This window comes from Corynebacterium sp. zg-331, assembly GCF_014267345.1.
GTDB lineage: Bacteria > Actinomycetota > Actinomycetes > Mycobacteriales > Mycobacteriaceae > Corynebacterium.
The window spans coordinates 98,906-123,036 of the sequence record NZ_JACMYD010000001.1 but is presented as its reverse complement, the minus strand read 5'-3'; the positions used below and the strand labels follow the sequence as shown (position 1 = coordinate 123,036).

Sequence of the window (24,131 nt, the reverse complement as noted above, 5' to 3'; positions counted from 1 at the left end):
GAGCCACACAACCCGGCCGCCGCCACCGCGACAACCGGACCCGGCGCCGCCCGCTACTGGAGGGAGAACTCCCCGTTGGCGTCCTTGACGATCACGGCGCCGCCCCAGGCCACCTGGCCATTGGGCAGCTCCAGGGGGCGGTAATCCTTGGTCTCGGCCTCGGGGGCCACGAACTCCTCGCCCGCAAACCACTTCTGGAAGGCCTCGGCGGCGGGACCCGAACCGGAGTATCGGTGCGCCTCGCCCTGGACGGCCGGGGCCTGCGCCTCCTGCTGCACCGCGACGGACTCGGGGAGGATGGGCTCCTGGTAGATGGGGGCGTCCAGGGGGAGGGCGGACAGCAGCAGGGTGGTCGCCAGCATGAGATCTCCTTCAAAGATCAATTTTTATCGAAACCATAGGGAAGTCTAGCAAGGTCAGCGGCACGCCGTCACCCGCCGCGCAATGTTTTTGTCCCCGCCATCGGCCCCTTCTGTTACGCTGCTCCCCATGTTCTCGCGGCGCCCCACCCGGGTCCTGGCGGCCCTGTTGATCGCCTGCCTGCCCCTGGCGGCCTCGGGGTGCAGCGCCGGTTCCACCGCCCTCAGCGGTACCCCCCACGACGGGCCGCCCGATGCTGCCGTGGTGCTGGCCACCAACGCCGCCCCGGCCTCGCTGGACTTCACCACCACCTCGGGTGCCGCCATCCCCCAGGCCCTGATGGGCAACGTCTACGAAACGCTGGTGACCATCGACTCCACCGGGCAGATCCACCCCGGCCTGGCCCACCGCTGGGAGGTCAATCCCGAGGGCACCAGCTATACGTTTTATCTGCGCCCGGGGGTGGGCTTTAGCAATGGCGAGGCCTTCAACGCCCACACCGCCAAGTTCTCTCTCGACCGGGTGCTCAGCCCCGCCTGGACCAACGGGCTCAAAGCGCAGATGGAGCCGGTGGCGGCCACTGTCGCGCTCGACGAACTCACCCTCCGGGTGGATCTCCACCACCCTTCGACCACCTGGCTGTGGCACCTGGGCACCCTGGTCGGGGCGATGATGAGCCCGCGGGGGGTCGATCGCCTGGCCACCGCGCCGGTGGGCACCGGCCCCTATGAGGTGGAGCGCTGGGCGGTGGGCAGCGCCCTGCGGCTGCGCGCCCGCCCGGATTACTGGGGGTCGGCCCCCGCCAATGCCGCCGCAGAGATCCGATACTTTCCTGACGCCGTCTCCGCCACCAACGCCCTGGAGGCCGGGGACGTGGACGTGCTGTGGGGGCTGCAAAGTCCCGAGCTGCTCGGTCCGCTTCGGGCACGCGGGCAGTGGAACATCGACGTGGGCACCACCAACGGCGAGGTGCTGCTGTCCATGAATAACCGGCGCGCCCCCTTCAACCGGGTGGAGGTGCGCCGGGCCGTCCTGTACGCCATCGACCGGCAAGCGGTGATCGACACTGTGTGGGAGGGCTACGGCGTGGACACCGGCGGAGCCCCCGTGCCGCCCACCGACCCGTGGTACGAGCCCTCGGAACGCTACCCCTTCGCTCCCGGGCGCGCCCGGGAGCTCCTGCGCGCCGCCGGGTACGCCACCGACGGCAGCGATCCGCGCCTGGCGGTCACCATCACCGTGCCCTCCCTTCCCTATGCCCAGACCGCCTCCGAGCTGATTTATTCCCAGCTGCGCGACGTGGGCTTCCGGGTGACCCTGGAATCCGCGGAGTTCCCGGCGGTGTGGCTGGCCCAGGTGCTCCAGGGCCACCACTACGACATGTCCTTGATCGCACACGTGGAGGCCCGCGACGTGCCCACCCTTTTCGGCAACCCGGACTACTACCTCGGCTTCGATTCCCCGCGGACCAGGCATCTCCTCGACGCCGCCGAGACCAGCAACGACCCCGCCCGCAGCACCGCGCTCATGCGCCAGGCCGTCGACCGCATCATGGAGGAGGCCGCCGCCGACACCCTGGTGAACCTGCCCAGCATCGTGGTCTCCCACCCCGGCATCACCGGGATTGATCCCACCGCCGTGGTAGATTCCCTGCCGCTGTCGCGCATCGCAAAGGAGCCCCGCTGATGTGGCGCACCCTGAGCAGATGTGTTCTGCGCTTTATGCTGCTTCTTGTCCTGGGCAGCCTGAGCATTTTCGCGCTGCTGCGCGTGCTGCCCGGCAACCCCGCCGAGGTGGCCCTGGGGGTGACCGCCACACCCGAGGCCGTCGCGGAGCTCTCCGCGCGCTGGGGCACCGATCGGCCCTTGGCCCAGCAGTACCTGGGCTGGGCGGCGGGCATGCTGCGGGGGGATTGTGGGACGTCGCTCGCCAGCGGCCAGGAGATCGCCCCCCTGCTGCTCGACCGCGCGGCGGTCTCCCTCCTCCTGTGCGGCAGCGCCCTGGTGCTCTCCCTGCTCATCGCCATCCCCCTGGGGGCGGCGGCCACGCACACCACAGCAGGAAGGATCATCTCCGGGCTCAGCCAGGTGGGTATCGCCGTGCCGAGCTTCCTGGCCGGAATCCTGCTCGTCTCCGTGTTCTCCCTGCGCCTGGGGTGGCTGCCCGCCAACGGTTGGATCCCCCCGGGGCAGGACCCGTGGGGCTTCCTCTCCCGGCTCGCGCTGCCGGTGCTCGCGCTCACGGCCGTGCAGGCGGCGATCCTCACCCGGTACGTGCGCTCCGCCCTCGCGGAGGTGCTCGACCAGGACTTCATGCGCACCGCCTACGCCACGGGGCAGTCCCGCCTGGCGGCGCTGTTCGGCCACGGCCTGCGCAACGCCGCCATTCCGGTGCTGACCGTGGCAGGAGTGCAGCTAACCTCCCTGATCGTGGGGGCCGTGGTGATCGAGCAGGTCTTTGTCATCCCGGGCCTGGGCTCACTCCTGCTCAACGCGGTGAGCACCAGGGATCTGCTCATGGTGCAGGCCATCGTCATGGTGCTGGTGCTAGTGATCCTACTGGTCAACCTCGCAGTAGACGTGGCCACCGTGCTGTGCGATCCGCGCCTGCGCACACCCGACGCACCCCGGGGGGCCGCGGCATGACCCGGCGACTCTCGACCGCCGGATGGATGGGCCTGCTGCTGATCGGCGCCGTGGTCCTGCTGGCCTGCGTCTCCGCGCTGTGGACGCCCCACGATCCGCTCGCGGTCTCCCCGGCTCATCGCCTGGAGGGGTCCTCCGCTCAGCACCTGCTGGGCACCGACCGCCTCGGCCGCGACGTACTCTCCCGCCTCATGGCCGGCTCCCGGATCACGCTGCTGGTGGGGGCGGTCTCCGTGAGCATCTCCGCGCTGCTCGGGGTGCCCTTGGGGCTGTGGGCGGCCCTGCGCGGCGGGGCGGTCGAGTCCGCCGTCATGCGCGGGGCCGACCTCCTCATGGCCTTCCCCGCCCTGCTCCTGGCCATCCTCACCGGAGCGGCCCTGGGGGCATCGACGTGGTCGGCCATGATCGCCATCGGCGTGTCCGGGATTCCCGGCTTCCTGCGGGTGACCCGCGCCGGAGCGCTCCAGGTGCTCAGCCAGGACTACGTGGCCGCGGCGCGCCTGGCGGGGCGCACTCGCCCGGCCATCGCCGCGGTGCACGTCATACCCAATATCGCCGCCACCCTCATCGTGCAGGCCTCGGTGGCCTTCGCCCTGGCGGTACTCGCGGAGGCCGCCTTGAGCTTCCTGGGGCTGGGTACCCCTCCCCCGGAGCCCTCCTGGGGCCGGATGCTGGGCGACGCCCAGGCCTCGCTGGCCACCGCGCCGCACCTGGCGCTGTGGCCGGGGCTGGCCATCGCCACCACCGTCTTGGGCCTCAATCTGCTGGGCGACGGCCTGCGCGACGCCTTTGCCCCCCGGAGGGAGCTGCCATGACCCTGCGCGTGACCGACCTGGGTGTGACCACCCACGACGGCACCGACGTGGTGGCCGGCCTTTCCTTCGAGCTATCCCCCGGGCAGAGCGTGGGACTGATCGGGGAATCCGGCTCCGGCAAAACCCTCACCGCCCTGGCACTGATGGGTTTGTGTCCCCTGCCGGTGCGCGGCGGCATCGCCCTGGGCGAAAAGCAACTGGTGGGGCTGCCGGAACGGGGCCTGCGCCGGGTGCGCGGGCGACGCATCGCCATGATCTTCCAGGAACCCATGACCGCCCTCGACCCACTGATGGCGGTGGGCAGGCAACTAACCAGGGCCATGCCCGGCCTCTCGCGGCACCAGACCGCCCGGCGCGCCGAGGCGTTGTGGGCGGACGTGGGCCTAGAACCCGAGCACTTTAGGGCCTACCCCCACCAGCTCTCCGGCGGCCAGCGCCAGCGCGTGCTCATCGCCATGGCGCTGGCCCAGGACCCGGAGGTGCTGATCTGCGACGAGCCCACCACCGCCCTGGATGCCACCGTGCAGCGCCGGATCATGGCGCTGATCCGCCGCCTGACCGAGCGCCGCGGCATCGCCGTGCTCTTTATCAGTCACGATCTCTCCCTGGTGGCCGGCCTGTGCGACTGGCTCCTGGTGATGGAGGCGGGACGGATCATCGAGCGCGGCACAACCAGCCACGTATTGGCCCACCCGGATCATCCGCGCACCCGCGCACTCGTGGCGGCCACCTCGCTGACCCCCCGCGCCCAGGATGCTGGCGGCACGGTGTGCGCCACCGAGGAGACCGGCGTGCCCGCCATCGAGGTCGCCGGGCTGTGCCGTACCTTCCGCTCCTCCGGGCGCACCACCCCCGCCCTGCGCGGGATCGATCTGGAGGTACCCCGCGGCACACGACTGGGGATCGTGGGCGGCTCCGGTTCCGGGAAGACCACCCTGCTGAAGATGATCGCGGGGCTGGAGACGCCAGATGCCGGCACGGTGCAGGTACACGGGCGCCCGCAGATGGTGTTCCAGGACCCGTTTTCCTCCTTCAACCCCCGAATGAGGATAGGCGCGGCGATCACGGAACCTCTTGGGCGGCTACCCCGCGCTCGGCGGCGTGAGCGGGTCCGCGAACTCATGGAACAGGTGGGGATCGACCCGGCGGCGGCGCGGCGTTTTCCGCACGAATTCTCCGGTGGGCAGCGCCAGCGGCTCTCCGTAGCACGCGCGCTATCCACCGACCCGGAGATCGTGCTGGCCGACGAGGCCGTCTCCGCCCTGGACGTGACCGTGCGCGCGGCGATACTCGATCTCCTCGACCGCGCGATGACTCCTCGGCGCACCCTGGTTTTCGTCTCTCACGACCTCGGCGTGATCCGTCACCTGTGCACCCACGTCGTGGTGATGCGGCGCGGGGAGATCGTCGAGCGCGGCCCCGTGGAGCGCGTGTGGAACCACCCCGCGCACCCCTACACCAGGGAACTTTTGGCCGCCGCGACACCCCCGGTGGTGTGATAATTCACAGGTGGTCATATCTTTTAGCGCGCGGGCACCGGGATAAAATGCGGAAAAAGATTATTCCCCATAAGGAGCACCACGCAGAATCATGGCAAAAATCCCACGCCAAGTTCCCAACCCTGCCGAGATCTTCGACCTGCTGAAGTTCAAGACCCCGGATCTCAACCTCAAGCGCGCCCGCCTGAGCAAGGCGCAGACCATCGATGACCTCCGCGCCATCGCCAAGCGCCGCACCCCCGCCGCCGCCTTCGACTACACCGACGGTGCCGCCGACGACGAAATCTCCATGCACCGCGCCCGCCAGGCCTTCAAGGACGTGGAGTTCCACCCCTCCATCCTCAAGGACGTCTCCCAGCTGGACACCTCCTGCGAGATCTTCGGCGGCCCCTCCGCCCTGCCCTTCGGCATCGCCCCCACCGGTTTTACCCGACTCATGCAGACCGAGGGCGAGGTGGCCGGCGCCAGCGCCGCGGGCCGCGCGGGCATCCCCTTCGCGCTGTCCACCCTGGGCACCACCTCCATCGAGGACGTGAAGAAGGCCAATCCGCACGGGCGCAACATGTTCCAGCTCTACGTCATGCGCGATCGCTCCATCTCCTACGGCCTGGTGGAACGCGCCGCCCAGGCGGGGTTTGACACCCTGTTTTTCACCGTGGATACCCCCGTGGCCGGTGCCCGCCTGCGCGACGCCCGCAACGGTTTTTCCATCCCCCCGCAGATCTCCCTGGGGACCGTGCTCAACGCCATCCCGCGTCCCTGGTGGTGGTGGGACTTCCTGACCACCCCGCCGCTGGAGTTCGCCTCCCTCACCACCACCGGCGGCACCGTGGGCGAACTGCTCAACAACGCGATGGATCCCACCATCAAGTTCGACGACCTTGACGAGATCCGCTCCCTGTGGCCCGGCAAGCTCGTGGTCAAGGGCGTGCAGAACCTGGAGGACTCCAAGAAGCTCGCAGACCTGGGCGTGGACGGCATCATCTTGTCCAACCACGGTGGCCGCCAGCTCGACCGCGCACCCGTGCCCTTCCATCTCCTGCCCGAGGTGGTGCGCGAGGTGGGCAAGGACCTCGACGTGGCCATGGACACCGGCATCATGCACGGCGCGGACATCGTGGCAGCCCTGGCGATGGGCGCCAAGTTCACGTTCATCGGCCGCGCCTACCTCTACGGCCTCATGGCCGGCGGCGAGGCCGGGGTGGACCGCACCATCGAGATCCTGGCCAGCCAGATCCGTCGCACCATGCAGCTGCTCCAGGTCTCCTCCGTGGAAGAGCTCGGCCCGCAGCACGTGACCCAGCTCAACCGGCTCAACCCACGCCAGATCGACTTCGACGTGCGCGAGGATCGCGGGGGCTTCGTCTAAGACCTGCTTTCCGCTACTACACCGGCGGTGCCCTTATCTTCTTGGTGAGGTGCCGCCGGTTTTCTCTGGGCTGTGGGACTGGTGGGGTGCACGTGCGTCACACAAAGATGAGAAAAGTTTCTCCCCCGGAGTTGTGGTGCCACGGGAATGCACAGCCATCACACAGGAGTGAGGAAAACACGCTCCACCGGCTAGGCTGTGCCCCGGCACCACCCCGAGGCAAGGAGAACACCGTGACGAAGAAGGTCGTGGTGGTCGGCTCCATCAACGCCGACCTCACCGTGCGCGCCCCGCGCCACCCCCACCCCGGCGAGACCCTGGCCGGTGCCGGGGGCACCGTGTCTGCCGGAGGCAAGGGGGCCAACCAGGCCGTGGCCGCCGCGCTCCAGGGCGCAGACGTAGCGCTGATCGGCGCGGTGGGGTGCGATCCCTACGCCGCCCCGGCCACCGAGCACCTGCGCACCAGCGGGGTGGACTGCACCGGGGTGGCCGAGGTGGACGGCCCCACGGGCCTGGCCGTGATCACCGTCTCCTGCGACGGGGAGAACTCCATCATCGTGGTGCCCGGGGCCAACGCCGCGGTGACCGGGGAGTACATGGAACGCCACGCCGCCACCCTGCGCGAGGCCGCCGTGATCCTGCTGCAGGGCGAGATTCCCGCCGAGGGCTTTGCCCGCGCCGTGGCGGAGGCCGGGCCGCGCACCCGGGTGGTCGTCAACCTCGCCCCCGTCGTGCCCGTGCCCAGGGAGGCGCTACTGCGCGCCGATCCCCTCATCGCCAACGAGCACGAGGCCGGGCTGATCCTCGACCAGCTCGGGCGCCCCCTCGACTCCGACACCCCCGAGGACCTCGCCCGCGCCCTAATCGCGGTGGGCTTTGCCTCCGTGGTGCTCACGCTGGGCGAGTGCGGTGCCCTGGTGGCCCGGGGCGAGGAGGTGACCCCGATCCCTACCCCCGCAATCACGCCCGTGGATACCACCGGGGCGGGCGATGCCTTCGCTGGTGCCTTCGTCGCCCAGCTGGCCGAAGGGGCGTCGCTCATCGACGCCGCCCGTCACGCCGCGCGCGTGGGCGCCTACGCCGCCACGGGACACGGCGCGCAGGCCTCCTACCCCGGGTTGGAGGACGAGTTGCCGGAGTAGCCTACGGCCGCAGGCACGCCAGGGGGATCACGTACACCCCGTCGGGGCGTCGATAAGCGGCCCGACCGCCGGTGACCACGGCGAGGAAGGAGGGCGCACCCATGCGCGCGCTATCTACCCTGTTGGCCAGTTTGTTCAGGTTCGCCGCGGCCTCGTCCACCTGACGTTCCCCAAGCTTGATCTCTATCGGCGCCCAGCGGCCGTCCGCGAGCACGAGCACCGCGTCCGCCTCCAGGCCGGTCTTGTCCCGATAGTGCAGGAGCGTTCCGTCGATCGCCTCGGCGTACACGCGCAGGTCGCGCACACACAGGGACTCGAAGAGGAGCCCGTAGACCTCCATGTCTCGCAACAGGTCCGCAGGGTTGGCGCGCATCAGGGCGGTTCCCACCGAGGGGTCCACAAAGTGCCTGGTGGGGCTGGTGCGCACCACCGTCTTGGAGCGCAGCGCGGGGTTCCACGCCTCTACCTCGTCCGTGATGTACGCGCGAGCCAGGGCATCGAGGTAATCGCTGACGGTGTTGGGCGACATCGCCTCATCGTTGGCGGCGAGGTCCGCCGCTATAGTCGCCTGCGACGCCTGCGTGGATACGTGGCGCGCGTACGACCGCATGAGGGCGCGCATCCGCGTGGCGTTGCGATTGACCCCATCGACGCGGGAAATATCCGACTCGATGAGCCCGTCCACGTACGCATGGGCGAGCCGCGCCCCTCGATCCTGCGCCGAGGCAACCCCCGCGGGCCACCCGCCCCGGCACAGGACATGCGCCAGGTCCTCCACGTCCAGGGTGGAAATGGACCCGATGTTCTCGCCGGGGTTCGAGAAGAGATCCCCGAGCGAGACATCCCCGCTGGATTCCCGCGACTCGTACAGAGTCATGGGGCGCATCACCAGGCTCGTGATCCGCCCGACCCCAGAGTGCGCCGGGGTGACGGTCGGCGTGCTCGATCCGGTGAGAATGAACTGCCCGGGCTCGCCCCTGCGGTCCACGGCAAAGCGAACGGCGTCCCATAGCCGAGGCGCCATCTGCCACTCGTCAATGAGCCTGGGCACCTCCCCCTCCAAAAGCTTGGAGGGCTTCGCCTCCGCCAGGGCTAGATACGAGGCCGAATAGTCAGGGTCTTGCAGATACATCACGCTGCCCGCCTGCTGCAGGGCCGTGGCCGTCTTGCCACACCACTTGGGCCCCTTGATCTGTACCGCCCCGCTCTCCACTAGGGCGCGCGCCAGCCTCGCATCGGCGATTCTCGGCAGATAGTTGGCCACCCTCGTACTACCCCTTCCCTACCTCGTTTTCCCAGCTGAGGATAGCACACTGAGTGATATGGCCGGTTTTTATTGCATCATATGGCTCGGTTTTATTAAGTGATATGGCCGGTTTCCGTTGAGTCATATGGCCGTCCGCGTTTACCCGACGTTCCGCCAACGCTCATCCCAGCTCTTTCCTCCGTTCACCGGGGCTTCTCCCCCGGCTGCGATAATGCGGGCCGTCCCCGAGCCCACGAGCCCGCCCCTGGCGATCGTGGACGTGCTTTCCGACGTCCAGGGCGACATCGAAGACTACGAGGACGCCGTGGACAACGGCAGCGCGCCTGTGGGAGGAGTTCTCCGCCACCACCGCGCGCCCGGGTGCCGCCTCCACCGGGCGCACCAGGGGGCGGGCGCAACCGGCGGGGAGAGGGACATCGGTCAGCCCGGCGATGGTCATGACCTGCCGGGCGTTGTGGGTGACCTCATCGAGGGTTTAATTGCTACCCGCGGCGAACAGGAGGGCCACGGCGTCATCGTGGCCGGGGTTGCAGTCCAGGATGATCTTTCGCGCCGTCGGCTCCACCTAGCTGGAATACATGCGTGGCAGCAGGGAAAGATCCAGCAGGTGCTCCTCGGGCACCTCAAAGATCCCCATCATCTGGTCAAATTCGTGGGCTTCCGCGCCGGAGAGCAGCACCTGCTCCCGATCCATCCAGGGCTCCATAGTCCAGAGTGTAGCCCACATGCCCGGCACGCCACCGCTCCATGCCGGGGCGTGCCCTCGAGCCATGGTCGCCCGCTACGCGCCCTTGCGGATGGTGATGCTCCACCCGGCCGCGCCGCGCTCGGAGAAGTCCACTACCTCGTGTCCCTCCTCGGCCGCCCAGCGCGGCAGGGAGTCTGTGGCCTGAGTGCAGTCGAAGTCGATCACCAGCTCCTCGCCCGCGTTGAGTCGATTCATGGCCTCCTTGGCCTCGATCAGGGGGAAGGGGCACACCGCACCGAAGGTGTCCAGGCGGTAGCGCCCCGGCGCGAGCGTGGCCACCGCACCGCGTTCGCTGGCGCTCGATGACGCCCCCACGCTCACCAGCCCGTGCACGCTCGGCAGGGCGCTCATCGAGCCGACTTTTCCCGGTTCCACAGAGGTCACCGCACCCCGGGGACGCAGCCACAGGCGCGCGCCCAGCCCCACCCCCAAGGCGATAAAGAGCAATGCCAACCAGCCCTGGTAGGTAAACAGCGAGGTTTGTACCATGCCGTTGCCCACGGTGCAGCCGCCGGCGAGCGAGGCCCCCACCCCCATGGCCAGCCCGCCGATCACGGCGCAGCGCGCGGCGGTGGCGTCGGGCACGCGGAACTCCCCGGTGGCCTTGGCCGCCGCGAAGGCGCCGAGGAACAGCCCGAGCACGAGCATCACGCCCCAGTCCACGCGCTCGGCGTCGCCGGTGACGAGGTAGCGCAGCACGTTGGAGGAGGGGGTGGTGATCCCCAGGCCGTCGTTGCGGCCGGTGGCGGCGGAGAGCGGCCAGGCCAGCACACCGAGCAGGCCGACGATCACGGCGGCGGCGTACAGGTGCAGCGGGCGCCGCCAGGCCCGGCGGTGCAGCGTGGCCACCGACTTCTCGGCGGCAAGGTAGCGGCACGCCAGCACGGTGGTGAGCCCGCCGAGCGCCAGGGCGAACCACCAGGGTGAGACCCCGAGGCTCTGCGGGAGGCTGCGCAGGGGCACGGTGTGGGTGTGCAGGGCCTCGTTGAGGCCGCGCAGCACCCCGCTTTTCATCGCGGCGGAGGAAAGAGCATAAGTGGCCAGGGCGATCCACGATCCGACCAGGCCCTCCGCCGAGCGGTACCAGGTGCCGGAGGCGCAGCCACCCGCCAACACGATGCCCAGGCCAAAGATCAACCCGCCCACGATCACGGCCACCGGCGCGAGATCGTCATACTCCGGGGCGATGATCCCCGCGCTGGTCAGTGCCGCCAGGCCCACCGCGTGCACGGAGATCACGATGAGCAGGCCGGTAAAGCCGCGCCACGAGCGTTGCAGGAAAATATCGCGCAGCATTCCGGTCACGCAGAAGCGTCCGCGCTGCATGACCGCGCCCAGGGCGGCGCCGAGGGCTAGTCCGGTGATCATCATGGGCTTGTGCCTTTCCTCGAGCGGCGCGCAGGGTGGGCGCGGCGTCGATAATAGACTTATCTGTCTGGAAAGAACATACAGAATAGCCCCGGATAATCAAGGCCCCCGCTTACCCCCGCGCGGTAGCACCGCTCACCCATTCGTGCCACGCTAAGGCACCATGCACCACACCCGCATCCACGGCCTCGACCTCGCCCGGGCGCTGGCCATCCTCGGCATGATGACCGCCCACCTCGGCCCCCACCACCCCTGGCTCGCCGCGCTCAGTAATGGGTTCCCCTCCGCGCTCTTCGCGGTTCTGGCCGGTATATCGCTGGGCCTCATGCACGAGCGGGCCGATGCCACCGGCGGCCCCGCCCTGACGGCCGCCCGGCATCGCACCCTGCTGCGCGGGGTGATCCTCGTGGCCCTGGGCATGGTGCTGGCCACCGTGCAGTCGGCCATCGCCGTGGTGCTCGGCTCCATCGGCGCGATCTACCTGGCCCTGGGCACGTGCACCCGGTGGCACACCGGCTACCTCGTTACCGGGGCGGTGGTCCTTCCGCTGCTGGGTTGGGGCCTGGGTCTCTATCAGCCCCAACCGGAGCTACTGGCCCAAAGCCCGCTCCTCTCCGGGGTCTACCCCGTGCTCGACTGGCTGGCCTACGGGCTATTCGGCATGGCGCTCTACCGAGCCTTGGCCACCGGGCTTGGAGCCCGCCTTGCCCTCACCGCCCTGGGGCTGCTCGCCGGAGGATACGCGGTGTGGCAGCGCCACCTCACCGGGGAATTGGGCCACGGTGGCAACCCCCTGGACGTGCCGTATTCCTACGCGGTAGCCACCGGAGTCATCGGCCTGTGTCTGCTACTCACCGGCCCCCGCGCGGCAACGGCGGTGCTCTACCCGCTGCGCAGCATGGGCACGATGGCCCTGACGGTGTACGTGGCCCACGTGCTCACCGCCGCGATTCCCCTGGGCGGCTACCCGGATTACCACGCCGCGCCGCAGGAGGCCGTCTATGCCACCAGCCCAGCAAAAGGCCCCGCCCCGGCAGGCCCGGAACCGGGGAAGCCGAGCGATCTGGCCATGCCCGGGGCGCCCGACGCTATCTCTCCCTCCGCGCAGGGGCACCCGGCCTGGTGGTTAGGCTCCATCGTCGCCGCCCTGGCGCTGTGTTGCCTGTGGCGCGCCCGATACCGGCGCGGCCCCTTGGAGGAGGCTCTACGCCGGGCCACCTACCTGGGTAGTTCCCCCACGGTTGGTGCCATCGCGTAGCCGGAACCAAACGAGGCGATCTACCCTGGCGGCTATGCCAGGCACACACAGACTCGGAACAGAAATCCTCCTGAGCGCCCCGGCCACCGTGCTCGTCGGTACGGGTGCCGGAGCGGCCACATGGGCCCTCCAGGAAGCACCGGTTCCCGGAGAACACATCACCGCCCCGCGCGAGACCCTTGCCCCCGCGACAACGTGCCCGTAACGATCGACGATCCCCAGGACGTGCTCAGTGCGGAGGACGAGACCCGCCTGCGCCTCGACGCCGAGCGCCTGCACCCGCCCAGCGTGGTCACCGGCCTGTACTACGTGGTCTTTGCCCGGAATAAGGACAACGTGCTGGATTCCCTGGAAGAACACGTGCGCAATCAGCACCCCGACCTCATCGCCCCCGACGACGATCATTATTCTCACGGCACCCTCATCGTGGGCGTCGGCCTCGATCCACGGAACGCCTTTGTGGCCTGCGGCAACGACGTCTGTGACGCCCTGCACCTGTGGGAAGGTCCCGGGCTGGATGACGCCCTGGACGCCATGAAGCCCGGCGTGCGAGACGGCAACATACCAGCCGGGCTTTTCCACTCGGCGCGCACCGCCACGGACGTCCCGGCACTGGAGCAGCGCCTATACGACGACGCCGTAAGCGAGCGCGCCGCCACCGGGATCGGGGCGGGGTGGGAGCCGGAGCAGTGGCCGGGGGCGTCGGCGGCGCCCTGACCTTTGTGCGGAATAAGCGCAGGAAGAAGGCCGCACAGGGCCCGCGAGGACCTGGACCTGGTTCTGGGCTCGTATGGCGAGATTGCCCAGCGCCTCGAAGAGATCGACATCCGGGCGAACTCGCTGAGCAGCCCCTTGGCTGATGCACACCTGCGCGATCAATGGGCCAGCGTGCGCGATCGCTTCCTTGCTCTCAACGAGGAGACGTCCGGTGCCCACGGGCTAAGTTCTCTCGACACCGATGACGATAAGGTCATGGCGGGCCAGCACGGCGTCATCGCCAAGGCCGCCACCACGATCAGGCACATCGAGACGGCCTAGGGCCATATTAACCGCCTCTTTGAGATAGAGCGCGGCGACGAGGCCGCCCGCCAGGCCGACTTTGAGGATCTGCGCGGCGACGTGCACAAAGCCGCGCTAGGCTAGGTACCAACAGCAAGGAACTCAAGGCCGAATTGCATGACATCCAGCGACGCATCGAGGATCTTTCCGACCAGGTCCGCAGCGAGAACTTCCTGCCCAGCCTGGTGCGGGTGCTCAACGACTATCAGGCCGCGCTGGAAGAGATCAAGCGCCGCGAGCTCTCCGACGTCAAGGAATATACGAAGCTGCATCACCCCACCCTCTCCGAGCCGGAGTAGCGCTATCACAACATGATGACCTACGCGATCCTCACCCACTGGCACAGCAGCAACATCGAGGCGCATCAATCGGCGCAGTCCTCGTCCTCCGCCACGAACACCACGTATTCCTCCGGCTTTAGCGGCGGGGGCGGCTCGTCGAGCTTTTAGGCATGCGGCGCGCCGCATGCCGGCGCGGTGTAGCCCAGCTCACCCGCCAACGAGGCGGCATGTACCTTCGTCTATGCCCCGACGGCCGCAAAAGGTATCTTCATACACAGTAATCATCATCTTCCGTGAGGATCATCGTGACTCAACCATCCCCAGCGCCCGCGCCCTACGCCACCTCGGCCGGCGACTTCACGCTCAAGGTACTCAACGGCATCTCGATTGCCGTGGTGGTCTCGCTGGTACCCCAGGCCCTCCTGGGCGAGCTGTTCAAGGCCCTACTTCCGGTCTTTCCCCAGGGAATCAACATCATCCACATGGTGAGCCTCACCGCCTCCATGATGCCGCTGATCATCGGCGTGATGGTGGCCATGCAATTCAAGCTCACCCCCATCCAGACCGCCGCCGTGGGCATCGCCGCCATCCTGGGCTCGGGCGTGGCCACCCCGGAGGCCGAGGGGGGCTTCCACGTGCAGGGCACCGGCCTGGTGATTAACTCCGGCCTCACCGCCGCCCTCGCGGTGGGCGTGGTAGTCCTCATCGGCCAGCGGTTGAAGAACTACACCATCCTGCTGCTCTCCATGATCGTGGTGCTGGTGGCCGGTGGCATCGGCTCCCTGGTCACCTACCCCGCGGTCAAGGTGCTCACCCAGTGGCTGGGGTCCGTGGTCAATGGGGCCACCGGCTTCCAGCCGACCCTCATGGGGCTAGTGTTGGCGGTCCTGTTCTCCGTCATGATCGTCTCGCCCGTGTCCACCGTGGGCATCGCCACCGCCATCTTCATGGAGGGCGTCTCCTCCGGCACCGCCAACCTCGGCGTAACCGCCGCGGGCTTTGGCCTCATGGTGGCCGGCTGGAAGGTCAATGGCTTTGGCACCTCTATCCTGCACGTACTGGGCTCCCCCAAGGTGCAGATGGCCAACTTGTGGTCGCGGCCGGTGACCATGCTGCCCATGATGTGCAGCGCGGCCGTGGTGGGCGCCCTCGGCGGCATGGTCGGTATCTCCGGCACGCCGATCTCCGCGGGCTTCGGCGTCTCCGGCCTCATGGGGCCCCTGGCCGCCCTGAACTACGAGGGCTGGGGGTGGAGCGTTTCCAACCTACTCGTGGTGGGCACGCTCTTCTTCGTGCTGCCGCTGGTGCTCTCCATCGCATTTACCAAGCTCTTCGAGAAGATCGGCTGGGTGCGCCCGGAGTATTACAAGCTGGACTTCGAGTAGGCCTCTTGTGGCGGCGGGCGGGGTGCGGCGGCGCCCCGCCTTTTTGTGCGCCTCTCGACGGCCCCGGGAGGCGAGCCCTGCGACAAAGCGGCGGCCGCGGCAACCGGGGCGGACGTCAATCACGACAAATTCGTACAGATCGTACAAGCGAGGCGAGTTCGTACAAGGAGATATATTTCGTACAGATCGTACAGACAGGAGCGGAAAGCATGGCACCGCGCAACCCCTTCCGCCCCACCTTCGGCATCGTGCCCGAGGTAGTGGCGGGGCGCACCGGCACCGTGGCGCAGGTATCGCTGGCACTCGACGAGAGCCCCGGCTCCCCGTACCGCTTCACCCTCATCAGCGGGGCGCGCGGCTCCGGCAAGACCGTGCTACTCAACCTCCTGGAAAAGGAAGCCCGCGAGCGCGGCTGGACTCCCCTGCGCATCACCGCCTCCAACGCCATGCTGGATAAACTCACCCAGACTGACCTTCCCAAGCTGCTCTCCGAGGAAAGCCCCAACACGCACCGCACCCAGATCACCGGAGGCTCGCTCGCCGGGATCGGTTCCGTCACCGTGGAGCGCACCCGGCGCTACCCGTATCAAGAGTCCCTCCACAGCCTGCTGCGCGAGGCCGTGACCAGTCTGGATAAGCGCGGCGGTGGGCTTTTCCTCTCCCTCGACGAGCTACAATCCACCTCACCCGAACACCTTCACTCCCTCACCGATGCCATCCAGGACGTGGTGCGCGATGAGCTTCCCCTCGCCCTGACCGTGGCGGGCCTGCCCTTCGAGATAGCCGAACTCCTCGATCACCCCGGCACCACCTTCCTGCGCCGCGCCGTGCCGATACCGCTGACCGCACTGCCCCCGTCGGAAGTGGAACAAACTCTGCGCGAGACCGCCCAGCGGGGCAACAAGAGCTTCACCGACGCCGCCGCGCGCACCGCCACCGAGGCCACCCAGGGCTACCCCTACCTGATGCAATTGATTGGCTCCGTGGCCTGGGCACTGGCGGATAAGGAGATCACGCCCGCCACTATCGACGCCGCTCTGCCCCTCGTCATCGAACGCATGGGATTGCAGGTTCACGCCCCAGCGCTGCGCGGGCTGCCCGAGCGCGAACGGGAATATCTGCTGCATATCTGCTGCACATGACGAATACAGCACGCCCCACGCCCACCGGCGAGATCGCGGCGGCCATGCAGATTCCAGCTAACCAGCAGTCCACCTATCGACGTCGCCTCATCGAGCGCGGGCTCATCGCCCCGCCGGGTACAGGCACGTGGATTTCGCGCTGCCGTACCTGGGCGAATATCTACGCGAGCGCAAGGTGTAAAGATAAGGCATACCTGAGACGCGGCGAGGTCTGGACGCTAGGTCAAAGACTGGTGTAGCCTGAGCCATAGCAGAAACAGGAAAAGTAATATTGCGTAGTCGGGGGACATACATGAAGCATCCATCATCCCCATTTCAAGGAGTAGCCGTGGCGCGTGTGAACGATGTGGCTCGATACATACTCGAGCGGAGCGAGGGGCGCATGAGCACGATGAAGCTGCAAAAGCTCGCCTACTATGCGCAAGCATGGAGCTTGGTCTGGGACGAGAAACCGCTCTTCCCCTCCAGAATCGAGGCATGGGCCAACGGCCCCGTCACGCGCGATCTCTACATGGCACATCGGGGCCATTTCGAGGCCAACGCGAGCATGTTCCCCGGTGACTCCGGGAACCTGAGCAGCGATGAGAAAGAGACCATCGACACCGTCCTCGGCGCGTACGGGCACCTCTCCGGTCAGCAGCTCAGCGACCTCTCCCACAGCGAGCGCCCATGGCGGGAGGCCCGCGCAAACGTCCCCGATGGTGCCCCCTCCACCAACGAGGTAAGCCCCGAGGTCATGCAGGATTTCTATAGCGCCATGCACTCGTCCGACGCAGGATAGATGTCATGGCCGGTAAGCGCGCTCAGAAAAGCTAACTCGGCAACAGAATAATTCTAAGGCGAAAAGCCTGGACATCGCGCACCCGGAGGAGAGTAACAAAACCAGTCTAGGCCCCTCCACGCTGCGTGGAACAGAAAGTTACAAAGACAAGAACGTTCGCTGGACGGCACGAGAGATCGACCCCGCCCCCACGGAACTCGGATGCCGATGGAGCCTCGACGACAAAGAAGCGATGGGACTGCTCAAGTTCCTCGATGACGTCTCGGGAAAGACCTGGCAAGAATGCGAGAACGAGACCTCCGGCAGGCATAAGCGGAATCACTACCACGACGTCACCGATCTCGCTGACGATGCCCGGCGTCGGCTGCAATATCTGGATGACTCGGAAGAACAGGTATTCCGGTTCCGTCTAGACGGAACCGGGCGCCTGTGGGGCGTCCGCTCGGGCGACCTGTTCCGGATCCTCTGGTACGACCCGGAACACGCCGTGTACCCTGTGGGCAAGCGCCACACGTAAATATTTTTATATCCCCCGCCCCGGGGTAAGAATACCGCGCGGATCCAGGGCCGCCTTGATCGCGTGCTGGGCGCGCAGCGTCGCCTCGTCGTACTGGCGGTACAGCTCGTGCTGTTTGAGCAGCCCGATGCCGTGTTCCCCGGAGATCACACCGCCCAGCTCCACGGCGGCGGCCACGATGCGATCCATCACCGTCTGAGCCCGCGCCCGCTCCCCCGGCTCCACCCGGATCATCGGATGCAGGTTGCCGTCCCCGGCGTGCGCCACGATCCGCACCGCCTGGCCCTCTTCCTTCTCGATGCGTGCGATCGCCTCGAACATCGCGGGCAACGCGGGCACCGGCACGCCCACGTCCCCCATCACCCACTCCCCGTCCTCCTGCATGGCGGGCAGGGCCAGGCGGCGCGCCTCCAGCAGGGCATTGCCCTCGCCCGTCTCCGCCCGCGCGGCCCCATTCTTCCGGCACAGATCGGCGGCCGCCGCCACAGACCGCGCCGCCTGCGGGCCGAGGGCCTGGCCGATGAGCAGGGCCGCACCGGGCTGCGGCAGGCCGCTGGGCCGGTATCGCTCGACCATGGCGGCGATGGGGGCGTCGATGAATTCGAGTGTTTCGAGCTCCACGGAGCGCACGATGTCCACCACGGCGCGCCCGGCCTCCTCAAAGGAATCGAAGCTAGCGAGGAAGGAATGCTCGGGTCCCTGCGGCACCGGGGTCAGCCACACGGTGGCCTCGGTGATGACACCCAGGGTGCCCTCGGAACCGACGAAGAGCTGGGTGAGGTTGAGCCCGGTGGAGTTCTTCACGGTGCGCGCGCCGGTGGTAATCACCTCGCCGCTGGCGAGCACCACCTTCAACGCCGCCACGGCCCTGGCGGTGTCGCCGTGAGCCAAACAGCGCAGGCCCCCGGCGTTGGTGGCAATGTTGCCGCCCACCGTGGAGATCGCCGCGCTGGCGGGATCGGGGGCAAAGAAGAGGCCGTGGCGGCGGGCGACGGCGTCGAGATCGGCGGTGAACACCCCGGCCTGCACAGTGGCCAGACGGGCGGGCGCGTCGATCTCCACGATGCGATTCATCTCGTGCAGGGCGATGACCAGGCCGTCCTCGTAGGCCAGTGCCCCGCCGGACACACCACTGCCCCCGGCGCGCACGGAGACCGGCACGCGGTGCTCGTGGGCCCAGGCCAGGGCGGCGGAGACGTCCTCGGTGGAGCGCGCCACGGCCACGGCCCGGGGCAGGCCCTCCGGGGTGGCCTGGGAGGCGTCGGTGGTCAGGGGCCGCATGTCCTCTTCTGCGGTAAGCACGCGGCCGTGGGGCAGGATCAGGGAGGTCATAGGCCCTTACTGTACCGGTGCGGTGGGTCGCGGGGCGGAGTTTTTACCCCCGGCTGTCTATGCCTCGTCCGTGGACAGCGCCGCCACGAAGGCCTCCTGCGGCACGTTCACCGAGCCGATGGACTTCATGCGCTTCTTGCCTTCCTTCTGCTTCTCCAGCAGCTTACGCTTGCGGGAGATGTCTCCGCCATAGCACTTGGAGAGCACGTCCTTGCGCAGGGCCTTGATATTCTCGCGCGAGATGATCTTGGCCCCGATGGCCGCCTGCACGGGCACCTCGAACTGCTGGCGAGGGATGATCTCCTTGAGCTTCTTGGTCATCTTGTTGCCGTACCACTGGGCGTTGTCGCGGTGCACGATGGCGCTAAAGGCGTCCACGGGGTCGCCCTGGAGCAGGATGTCCACCTTGACCAGGTCGGCCTCCTGCTCCCCGGCGTCCTCGTAGTTGAGGGAGGCGTAGCCCTTGGTGCGGGACTTAAGCATGTCGAAGAAGTCGAAGATGATCTCGCCCAGGGGCATGACGTAGCGCAGCTCCACGCGATCCTCGGAGAGGTAGTCCATGTTCTTCATCTGCCCGCGCCTGCTCTGACACAGCTCCATCGTGGGGCCCACGTAGTCGGAGGGCACGATGATCGTCATGTCCACGATGGGCTCGTAGACCTCGCGCAGCTTGCCGCCGGGCCAGTCGGCGGGGTTGTGCACCACGTGCTCCGCGCCGTCCTCGGCCACCACCCGGTAGGTCACCGAGGGAGCGGTGGAGATGAGGTTGAGATCGAACTCGCGCTCCAGGCGGGCGCGGGTGATCTCCATGTGCAGCAAGCCAAGGAAGCCGCAGCGGAAACCGAAGCCCAGGGCCACCGAGGTCTCCGGCTCGAAGGTCAGCGAGGCGTCGTTGAGTTGCAGTTTGTCCAGGGCGTCGCGCAGCGCCGGGAAGTCCTCCTGGGAGATGGGGAACAGTCCGGAGTACACCATCGGGGCGGGATCCTCGTAGCCCTGGAGCGGTTCCTCCGCGCCCTTGGTGGCCCAGGTGACGGTGTCGCCCACCTTGGTCTCGCGCACGTCCTTCACGCCGGTAATCAGGTAGCCCACCTCGCCGGGGCCCAGCCCCTCGCACTTTTTGGGCGTGGGTGAGACGATGCCGATCTCCAGCAGCTCGTGCAGCGCGCCGGTGGACATCATGCGCACCTTCTGGCGCGGGGTGAGCGTGCCGTCCACCATGCGGATGTAGGTGACCACGCCCCGGTAGGTGTCGTAGACGGAGTCGAAGATCATGGCGCGGGCGGGGGCGTCGGCGGGGTGCTCGGTGGTCGGCGGGGGCACCATCTCGCACACGCGATCCAGCAGGGCCTCCACGCCCTCGCCAGTTTTACCGGACACGCGCAGCACGTCATCCGGCTCGCAGCCGATGATGTTGGCGATCTCCAGGGCGTACTTCTCCGGATCGGCGGCGGGCAGGTCGATCTTGTTGAGAACCGGGATGATCTCCAGGTCCTTCTCCATCGCCAGGTAGAGGTTGGCCAGGGTCTGCGCCTCGATGCCCTGGGCGGCGTCCACGAGCAGGATCGCGCCCTCGCAGGCGGCGAGCGCGCGGGAGACCTCGTAGGTGAAGTCCACGTGGCCGGGGGTGTCGATCATCTGCAAGACGATCTCCTGACCCTGGGCCGTCCCGGAGCGCGGCACCCACGGCAGGCGCACGTTCTGGGCCTTGATGGTGATGCCGCGCTCGCGCTCGATGTCCATGTTGTCCAGGTATTGATCGCGCATGTCGCGCTCCTCCACCACCTTGGACAGCTGCAGGATGCGGTCCGCCAGCGTGGACTTGCCGTGGTCGATGTGGGCGATGATGCAGAAGTTCCTGATCCGGGCCGGATCGGTAAACGTGGTTTCCGCGAAGTTACCTGGCGTACTGGCCATGAATGTGGGGACCCCTTCCATCGAGCTAACCCCTGACACTCTACCGAAGCAGGCGGTATATTCTAAGCCATGTAACAGCGGTGACGGGTGAGGCGATACTCCCGGCGAGTGTTCCCTCCCCCACCTCCGACGCTGACCAGTACCGGGATGATGTGCATGACGAAGTCCAGCACGGCGCACGACCTCGCCACCCTGTGTAAGAGGCTCCTGCCCGGAAGCAAGGTGCCCCCCTTGCAGGCCGGGCTCGACCGCATCAGCTCACGGCTGGGGCTGTGCGACGAGCCCACTCCCGCCGGCCAACACCAGCTGAGCACCATTAGCGTGGCCGCCACCTCCTCCAAGGCGCGCAGCATCTACTACGCCCCGGACATGGACGGCCAGCCCGAACCCGGCGAGGTGGTGTGGGTGTGGGCCCCGTCCGACGGCCCCGACCGTCCCCTGCGCGACCGCGCCGTGCTCGTGATCGGCCACGGCCGGGACTCCGTGCTCGGCCTGCTCATCTCCCCCAATCCCCGCCACGCCAACGAACACGAGTGGCTCGACATCGGCTCCGGGGAATGGGACGAGCAGGGACGCCAGTGCTGGGTCCGGCTGGATCGCGTGCTGGAGGTATCTCACCTGGGCATCCGACGCCAGGGCGTGCTCTTTCCTCGCCGCCGCTTCGAGCGCATCGCCTCGAAGCTGCGCAGCCGCTACGGGTGGACGTAAGCCAATCCCGGCTGCTATCCTTTCTCAGGTTATTCCTTCCTGGCTGCGCCGGACACGGCGGGCAGGACCTTGGGTTCGCCAGGCACGGCGCCGCAGGCGGTGCGCGGGAGATCGCGCCCCGGCCGGGACACCGGCCAGGTGGGAATGAGCAGCAATTTATCCGTCCTTTGAGACCAAGAGGTACTACGTTCATGGCTAACATCAAGTCCAAGAAGAAGCGCATTCTCACCAACGAGAAGAGCCGCCAGCGCAACCAGGCCGTGCGCTCCCGCGTGCGCACCGAGATCCGCAAGTTCCGCGAGCTGGCCGCCGAAAGCGATAAGGCCGCCGCCGAGAAGCAGCTGCGCGCCGCCTCCCGCATCCTGGACAAGGCCGTGTCCAAGGGCGTGCTGCACCGCAACAACGCCGCCAACAAGAAGTCCAGCATGGCGCTCACGTTCAACAAGATGGACTAGGCCTCGCCCCACCCATCCCGCTCCCCCGCGGCCGCCACGCCGCCGGGGAGTTTTTTGTGCGCGCGGGCTTCAACCCTGGGGCGGGCAGCCTATCCCACTACTTCTGCCGCACCGCGCAGCACCAATGCCACGCCAAAGAGCACGAAGACCGCCCCGGCGACGACATCGATGGCGGGGCTGGCCCGCAGCGCCCGGCGCTGCACCGCCGCCGTGGACAGCACGGTGGCGATGAGCAAGAAGTATGCCGCCGAACTCAGCCACAGGCAGGCGACGATCACCGCGGCCGCACCCCAGGAGGTTTCCGCGGGCATGACCGGGGCGATGATCGCGGTGAGAAAGAGCACGATCTTGGGATTGGACAGATTCGTCCCGAACCCCTGGCGGGCGCACTGCCACGCGCTCGCCGTGGTGGTACCCGGGGCCTGCGCCGCGCTATAGCCGCGCAGCCGCCACCCGGCGCGCGCCATCCGGGCACCCATCCACCCCAGGTAGGCACCCCCGGCAAGCTGAATGACCCCGATGAGAATGGGATAGCGGCCCAGCACGGCGGCCGCCCCGCACACCGTGAGCGTCATCCACAGCAGCACGCCCACGTGTACCCCGGCCACCGTGGCGTAGGCGTGGCGGCGCGAGCGGGTGGCCGCCCGCATAACTAAGAGGGTGTCCGGGCCGGGCGCGGCCACGCCCATCAGGTTGAGCGCGACGAGGGAGGCAAGACCGCCCGGGGTCATCGCAGGCGTTCCAGCAGATCCTCCCGGCCAAACATTCGGGCGGTCTCCACCGCCGTGGGTTGGCCCCGGTGCGGGTCGGCGTGGGCCGCAATGAGCACCTCCGCCACCGCGTCCTCCTTCTTAAAAATCGCCCCGGCCAGGGGGGATTGGCCGCGATCGTTGAGCTTATTGACGTCCGCCCCGCGCTCGACGAGCGCCGCGACCAGGTCGGCGTGCCCGGCGTAGGCGGCGAGCATGAGGAAGCTATTGCCCTCGTGATTGACCATGTCCACCGCTACGCCATGATCAACGTAGTCCACCAACTGCTGGTCGCCCCGGCGGGCCATCTCAAAAAGCCGGGTGGCCAATTCCTGTACGTCTTGAGGTAGATCCGGAGAAGTCATGGTGTGTAGTTTAACCAGCTAGGCGCGCCACTCGGTGCACCGCCGATTCGACGGCGAAGAGCGGATCCCCGCCCTGGCCCTTGACCGCCGCATCCAGATCCGCCATGAGGATCACGGCTCTGCTGACCGCATCGCCTGACCAGCGCCGCGCCACCTTGGCGGTCTTTTCGATCACAAAGGGGTGCGCGCCCAGCTTACCGGCCAGGCTGCGGGAGTCCACCCGTCCGGTGGTGGAATACAGCCGGGCGATCATGCCCACCTTGGAGCTTAAGGCCGCGGCGATCACCACGGGGCTCATGCCCAGTTGCAGGGCCCTGCGGGTGGCGGCCACCGCGCGGGCGCTCTGCCCGGTCACCACCCAGTCCGCGATGTCGAAGGCCGAGACCTCCGCCACCCCGGAGTAATAGGCGCGCACAGTGGCCACCGTGATGTCCCCCTGCGCGTCCGCCACCAATTGACCGACCGCCGAGGCTAATTCCCGCAGGTCGGATCCCACCCCTTCCAGCAGGGCGTGCACCACATCGGGGGTAACGCGCACCCCGTGCGAGCGGAACTCCTGGGTGAGCCATCCGGGGAGCTCGCGCTGCTTGACCTCCTCGGCGCGGTGCACGGTGGCGATTTTTTGCAGCTTAGGCACCAGGGCCTTGGTTCGCCCGCCGCCGGAGTGCTCCACGATGAGGTAGATGCCCGGCCCCGGATCCACGGCGGCCTGGAGGAGGAGTTCGGCGGGTTCCTTGCCCGCGGTGTCGGTATTTTTGATCACCGCCACCCGATCCTCCCCGAACAACGAGGGCGAGAGCACCTCTAATACCTCCGAGGCCGTCAGCTCCCCCGCGTTCATCGAGGTCACGGTGACCTCCGGACGGTCGCCCCGGATCTGACCGATGATGGCCTCGCGGTGGCGCTCCGCGAGGAACGATTCCGTGCCGACGATGAGGTGCACCTGGGATTCCATGAAGACCATCATGGCAC

28 protein-coding genes and 1 pseudogene are annotated in these 24,131 nt (G+C 67.9%); 18 read left to right on the top strand and 11 right to left on the bottom strand.

Features of this window, described 5'->3' with window-relative positions:
- Nucleotides 1-53: 53 nt before the first annotated feature.
- On the bottom strand, nucleotides 54-362 hold the full coding sequence (locus tag H7347_RS00645) for a hypothetical protein (RefSeq protein WP_152820388.1): 309 nt from the start codon (nucleotides 360-362) through the stop codon (nucleotides 54-56).
- A 127-nt stretch (nucleotides 363-489) separates the two neighbouring features.
- Between H7347_RS00645 and H7347_RS00640 the strand changes: the two genes are divergently transcribed.
- The 6 genes from H7347_RS00640 (at nucleotide 490) to H7347_RS00615 (ending at nucleotide 7,830) form a co-directional block, all read left to right on the top strand.
- Nucleotides 490-2,046 carry an ABC transporter substrate-binding protein gene (locus H7347_RS00640; RefSeq protein ID WP_152820387.1) on the top strand — a complete coding sequence of 519 codons (1,557 nt, stop codon included), beginning with the start codon at nucleotides 490-492 and terminating at the stop codon, nucleotides 2,044-2,046.
- Nucleotides 2,046-3,005 (top strand): ABC transporter permease, encoded by a 960-nt coding sequence (locus H7347_RS00635; protein WP_152820385.1) that lies wholly within the window; start codon nucleotides 2,046-2,048, stop codon nucleotides 3,003-3,005. Before H7347_RS00640 ends, H7347_RS00635 begins: the two co-directional genes overlap by 1 nt.
- Nucleotides 3,002-3,820, top strand: a complete 819-nt coding sequence (locus H7347_RS00630) for an ABC transporter permease (protein ID WP_152820384.1) — start codon at nucleotides 3,002-3,004, stop codon at nucleotides 3,818-3,820. The genes H7347_RS00635 and H7347_RS00630 overlap by 4 nt, the downstream gene beginning before the upstream one ends.
- Entirely contained in the window at nucleotides 3,817-5,319 is a 1,503-nt protein-coding gene (locus H7347_RS00625; protein ID WP_152820383.1) for an ABC transporter ATP-binding protein, read from the top strand. Before H7347_RS00630 ends, H7347_RS00625 begins: the two co-directional genes overlap by 4 nt.
- 91 nt (nucleotides 5,320-5,410) lie before the next feature.
- Nucleotides 5,411-6,688 carry an alpha-hydroxy acid oxidase gene (locus H7347_RS00620; protein WP_152820382.1) on the top strand — a complete coding sequence of 426 codons (1,278 nt, stop codon included), beginning with the start codon at nucleotides 5,411-5,413 and terminating at the stop codon, nucleotides 6,686-6,688.
- Between the two features lie 233 nt (nucleotides 6,689-6,921).
- On the top strand, nucleotides 6,922-7,830 hold the full coding sequence (locus H7347_RS00615) for a ribokinase (RefSeq protein ID WP_186337065.1): 909 nt from the start codon (nucleotides 6,922-6,924) through the stop codon (nucleotides 7,828-7,830).
- Nucleotide 7,831: 1 nt separating this feature from the next.
- Here H7347_RS00615 and H7347_RS00610 read toward each other — a convergent pair whose 3' ends face one another.
- The 4 genes and pseudogenes from H7347_RS00610 to H7347_RS00595 all read right to left on the bottom strand — a co-directional run bounded on the left by H7347_RS00610 (nucleotide 7,832) and on the right by H7347_RS00595 (nucleotide 11,216).
- Nucleotides 7,832-9,094, bottom strand: coding sequence for a DUF4143 domain-containing protein (locus tag H7347_RS00610; protein WP_186337064.1), 1,263 nt, complete (start codon nucleotides 9,092-9,094; stop codon nucleotides 7,832-7,834).
- A gap of 364 nt (nucleotides 9,095-9,458) precedes the next feature.
- Nucleotides 9,459-9,662, bottom strand: a pseudogene (locus tag H7347_RS00605) (nucleoside hydrolase); the annotation flags it as partial.
- Nucleotides 9,663-9,803, bottom strand: a complete 141-nt coding sequence (locus H7347_RS00600) for a hypothetical protein (RefSeq protein WP_186337063.1) — start codon at nucleotides 9,801-9,803, stop codon at nucleotides 9,663-9,665.
- A 75-nt stretch (nucleotides 9,804-9,878) separates the two neighbouring features.
- A complete protein-coding gene (locus H7347_RS00595; RefSeq protein ID WP_152820380.1) occupies nucleotides 9,879-11,216 on the bottom strand; it encodes a YeeE/YedE thiosulfate transporter family protein in 1,338 nt (445 codons plus the stop codon).
- 160 nt (nucleotides 11,217-11,376) lie between these two features.
- Between H7347_RS00595 and H7347_RS00590 the strand changes: the two genes are divergently transcribed.
- From H7347_RS00590 to H7347_RS00545, 10 genes are all read left to right on the top strand, one after another.
- A complete protein-coding gene (locus H7347_RS00590) occupies nucleotides 11,377-12,471 on the top strand; it encodes a DUF418 domain-containing protein (RefSeq protein ID WP_152820379.1) in 1,095 nt (364 codons plus the stop codon).
- Nucleotides 12,472-12,666: 195 nt separating this feature from the next.
- Nucleotides 12,667-13,188 (top strand): hypothetical protein, encoded by a 522-nt coding sequence (locus H7347_RS00585; protein ID WP_152820378.1) that lies wholly within the window; start codon nucleotides 12,667-12,669, stop codon nucleotides 13,186-13,188.
- A gap of 3 nt (nucleotides 13,189-13,191) precedes the next feature.
- Complete coding sequence (locus tag H7347_RS00580) at nucleotides 13,192-13,509, top strand: hypothetical protein (RefSeq protein WP_152820377.1); 318 nt, start codon at nucleotides 13,192-13,194, stop codon at nucleotides 13,507-13,509.
- Nucleotides 13,510-13,643: 134 nt separating this feature from the next.
- Nucleotides 13,644-13,829 (top strand): hypothetical protein, encoded by a 186-nt coding sequence (locus H7347_RS00575; RefSeq protein ID WP_152820375.1) that lies wholly within the window; start codon nucleotides 13,644-13,646, stop codon nucleotides 13,827-13,829.
- A gap of 12 nt (nucleotides 13,830-13,841) precedes the next feature.
- Nucleotides 13,842-13,979, top strand: a complete 138-nt coding sequence (locus H7347_RS00570) for a hypothetical protein (protein WP_186337062.1) — start codon at nucleotides 13,842-13,844, stop codon at nucleotides 13,977-13,979.
- Between the two features lie 137 nt (nucleotides 13,980-14,116).
- Nucleotides 14,117-15,196: a PTS sugar transporter subunit IIC gene (locus tag H7347_RS00565; protein WP_186337061.1), complete on the top strand. Its 1,080-nt coding sequence runs from the start codon at nucleotides 14,117-14,119 to the stop codon at nucleotides 15,194-15,196.
- 209 nt (nucleotides 15,197-15,405) lie between these two features.
- Nucleotides 15,406-16,338, top strand: a complete 933-nt coding sequence (locus H7347_RS00560) for an ATP-binding protein (protein ID WP_152820374.1) — start codon at nucleotides 15,406-15,408, stop codon at nucleotides 16,336-16,338.
- Nucleotides 16,335-16,577, top strand: coding sequence for a hypothetical protein (locus tag H7347_RS00555; protein WP_152820372.1), 243 nt, complete (start codon nucleotides 16,335-16,337; stop codon nucleotides 16,575-16,577). The genes H7347_RS00560 and H7347_RS00555 overlap by 4 nt, the downstream gene beginning before the upstream one ends.
- 143 nt (nucleotides 16,578-16,720) lie before the next feature.
- Entirely contained in the window at nucleotides 16,721-17,119 is a 399-nt protein-coding gene (locus H7347_RS00550; protein ID WP_222129901.1) for a Panacea domain-containing protein, read from the top strand.
- A gap of 232 nt (nucleotides 17,120-17,351) precedes the next feature.
- Nucleotides 17,352-17,636: a hypothetical protein gene (locus tag H7347_RS00545; RefSeq protein WP_152820369.1), complete on the top strand. Its 285-nt coding sequence runs from the start codon at nucleotides 17,352-17,354 to the stop codon at nucleotides 17,634-17,636.
- 6 nt (nucleotides 17,637-17,642) lie between these two features.
- On the opposite strand, the gene H7347_RS00540 is transcribed toward H7347_RS00545, so the two are convergent.
- Together H7347_RS00540 and lepA are read right to left on the bottom strand one after the other, a co-directional pair.
- On the bottom strand, nucleotides 17,643-18,968 hold the full coding sequence (locus tag H7347_RS00540) for an FAD-binding oxidoreductase (protein ID WP_152820367.1): 1,326 nt from the start codon (nucleotides 18,966-18,968) through the stop codon (nucleotides 17,643-17,645).
- A 57-nt stretch (nucleotides 18,969-19,025) separates the two neighbouring features.
- On the bottom strand, nucleotides 19,026-20,882 hold the full coding sequence (gene lepA, locus H7347_RS00535; protein ID WP_152820365.1) for a translation elongation factor 4: 1,857 nt from the start codon (nucleotides 20,880-20,882) through the stop codon (nucleotides 19,026-19,028).
- Nucleotides 20,883-21,038: 156 nt separating this feature from the next.
- On the opposite strand from lepA, the gene H7347_RS00530 reads away from it, so the two are divergent.
- Nucleotides 21,039-21,590 carry a type II toxin-antitoxin system PemK/MazF family toxin gene (locus H7347_RS00530; RefSeq protein ID WP_152820363.1) on the top strand — a complete coding sequence of 184 codons (552 nt, stop codon included), beginning with the start codon at nucleotides 21,039-21,041 and terminating at the stop codon, nucleotides 21,588-21,590.
- Between the two features lie 29 nt (nucleotides 21,591-21,619).
- Here H7347_RS00530 and H7347_RS10630 read toward each other — a convergent pair whose 3' ends face one another.
- Nucleotides 21,620-21,745 carry a hypothetical protein gene (locus tag H7347_RS10630; RefSeq protein ID WP_255476807.1) on the bottom strand — a complete coding sequence of 42 codons (126 nt, stop codon included), beginning with the start codon at nucleotides 21,743-21,745 and terminating at the stop codon, nucleotides 21,620-21,622.
- A 36-nt stretch (nucleotides 21,746-21,781) separates the two neighbouring features.
- On the opposite strand from H7347_RS10630, the gene rpsT reads away from it, so the two are divergent.
- The gene (gene rpsT / locus H7347_RS00525; RefSeq protein WP_152820360.1) at nucleotides 21,782-22,045 is read left to right on the top strand and encodes a 30S ribosomal protein S20; all 264 of its coding nucleotides are present in this window, start codon (nucleotides 21,782-21,784) and stop codon (nucleotides 22,043-22,045) included.
- Between the two features lie 89 nt (nucleotides 22,046-22,134).
- Here the strand turns inward: rpsT and H7347_RS00520 are convergent, their stop codons facing one another.
- From H7347_RS00520 to holA, 3 genes are read right to left on the bottom strand one after another with little or no spacing between them, the layout of a single operon-like run.
- Complete coding sequence (locus tag H7347_RS00520; protein WP_152820358.1) at nucleotides 22,135-22,776, bottom strand: LysE family transporter; 642 nt, start codon at nucleotides 22,774-22,776, stop codon at nucleotides 22,135-22,137.
- Entirely contained in the window at nucleotides 22,773-23,159 is a 387-nt protein-coding gene (locus H7347_RS00515; protein WP_152820357.1) for an ankyrin repeat domain-containing protein, read from the bottom strand. Before H7347_RS00515 ends, H7347_RS00520 begins: the two co-directional genes overlap by 4 nt.
- A gap of 10 nt (nucleotides 23,160-23,169) precedes the next feature.
- A complete protein-coding gene (gene holA / locus H7347_RS00510; protein ID WP_152820355.1) occupies nucleotides 23,170-24,114 on the bottom strand; it encodes a DNA polymerase III subunit delta in 945 nt (314 codons plus the stop codon).
- Between the last annotated feature and the right edge of the window lie 17 nt (nucleotides 24,115-24,131).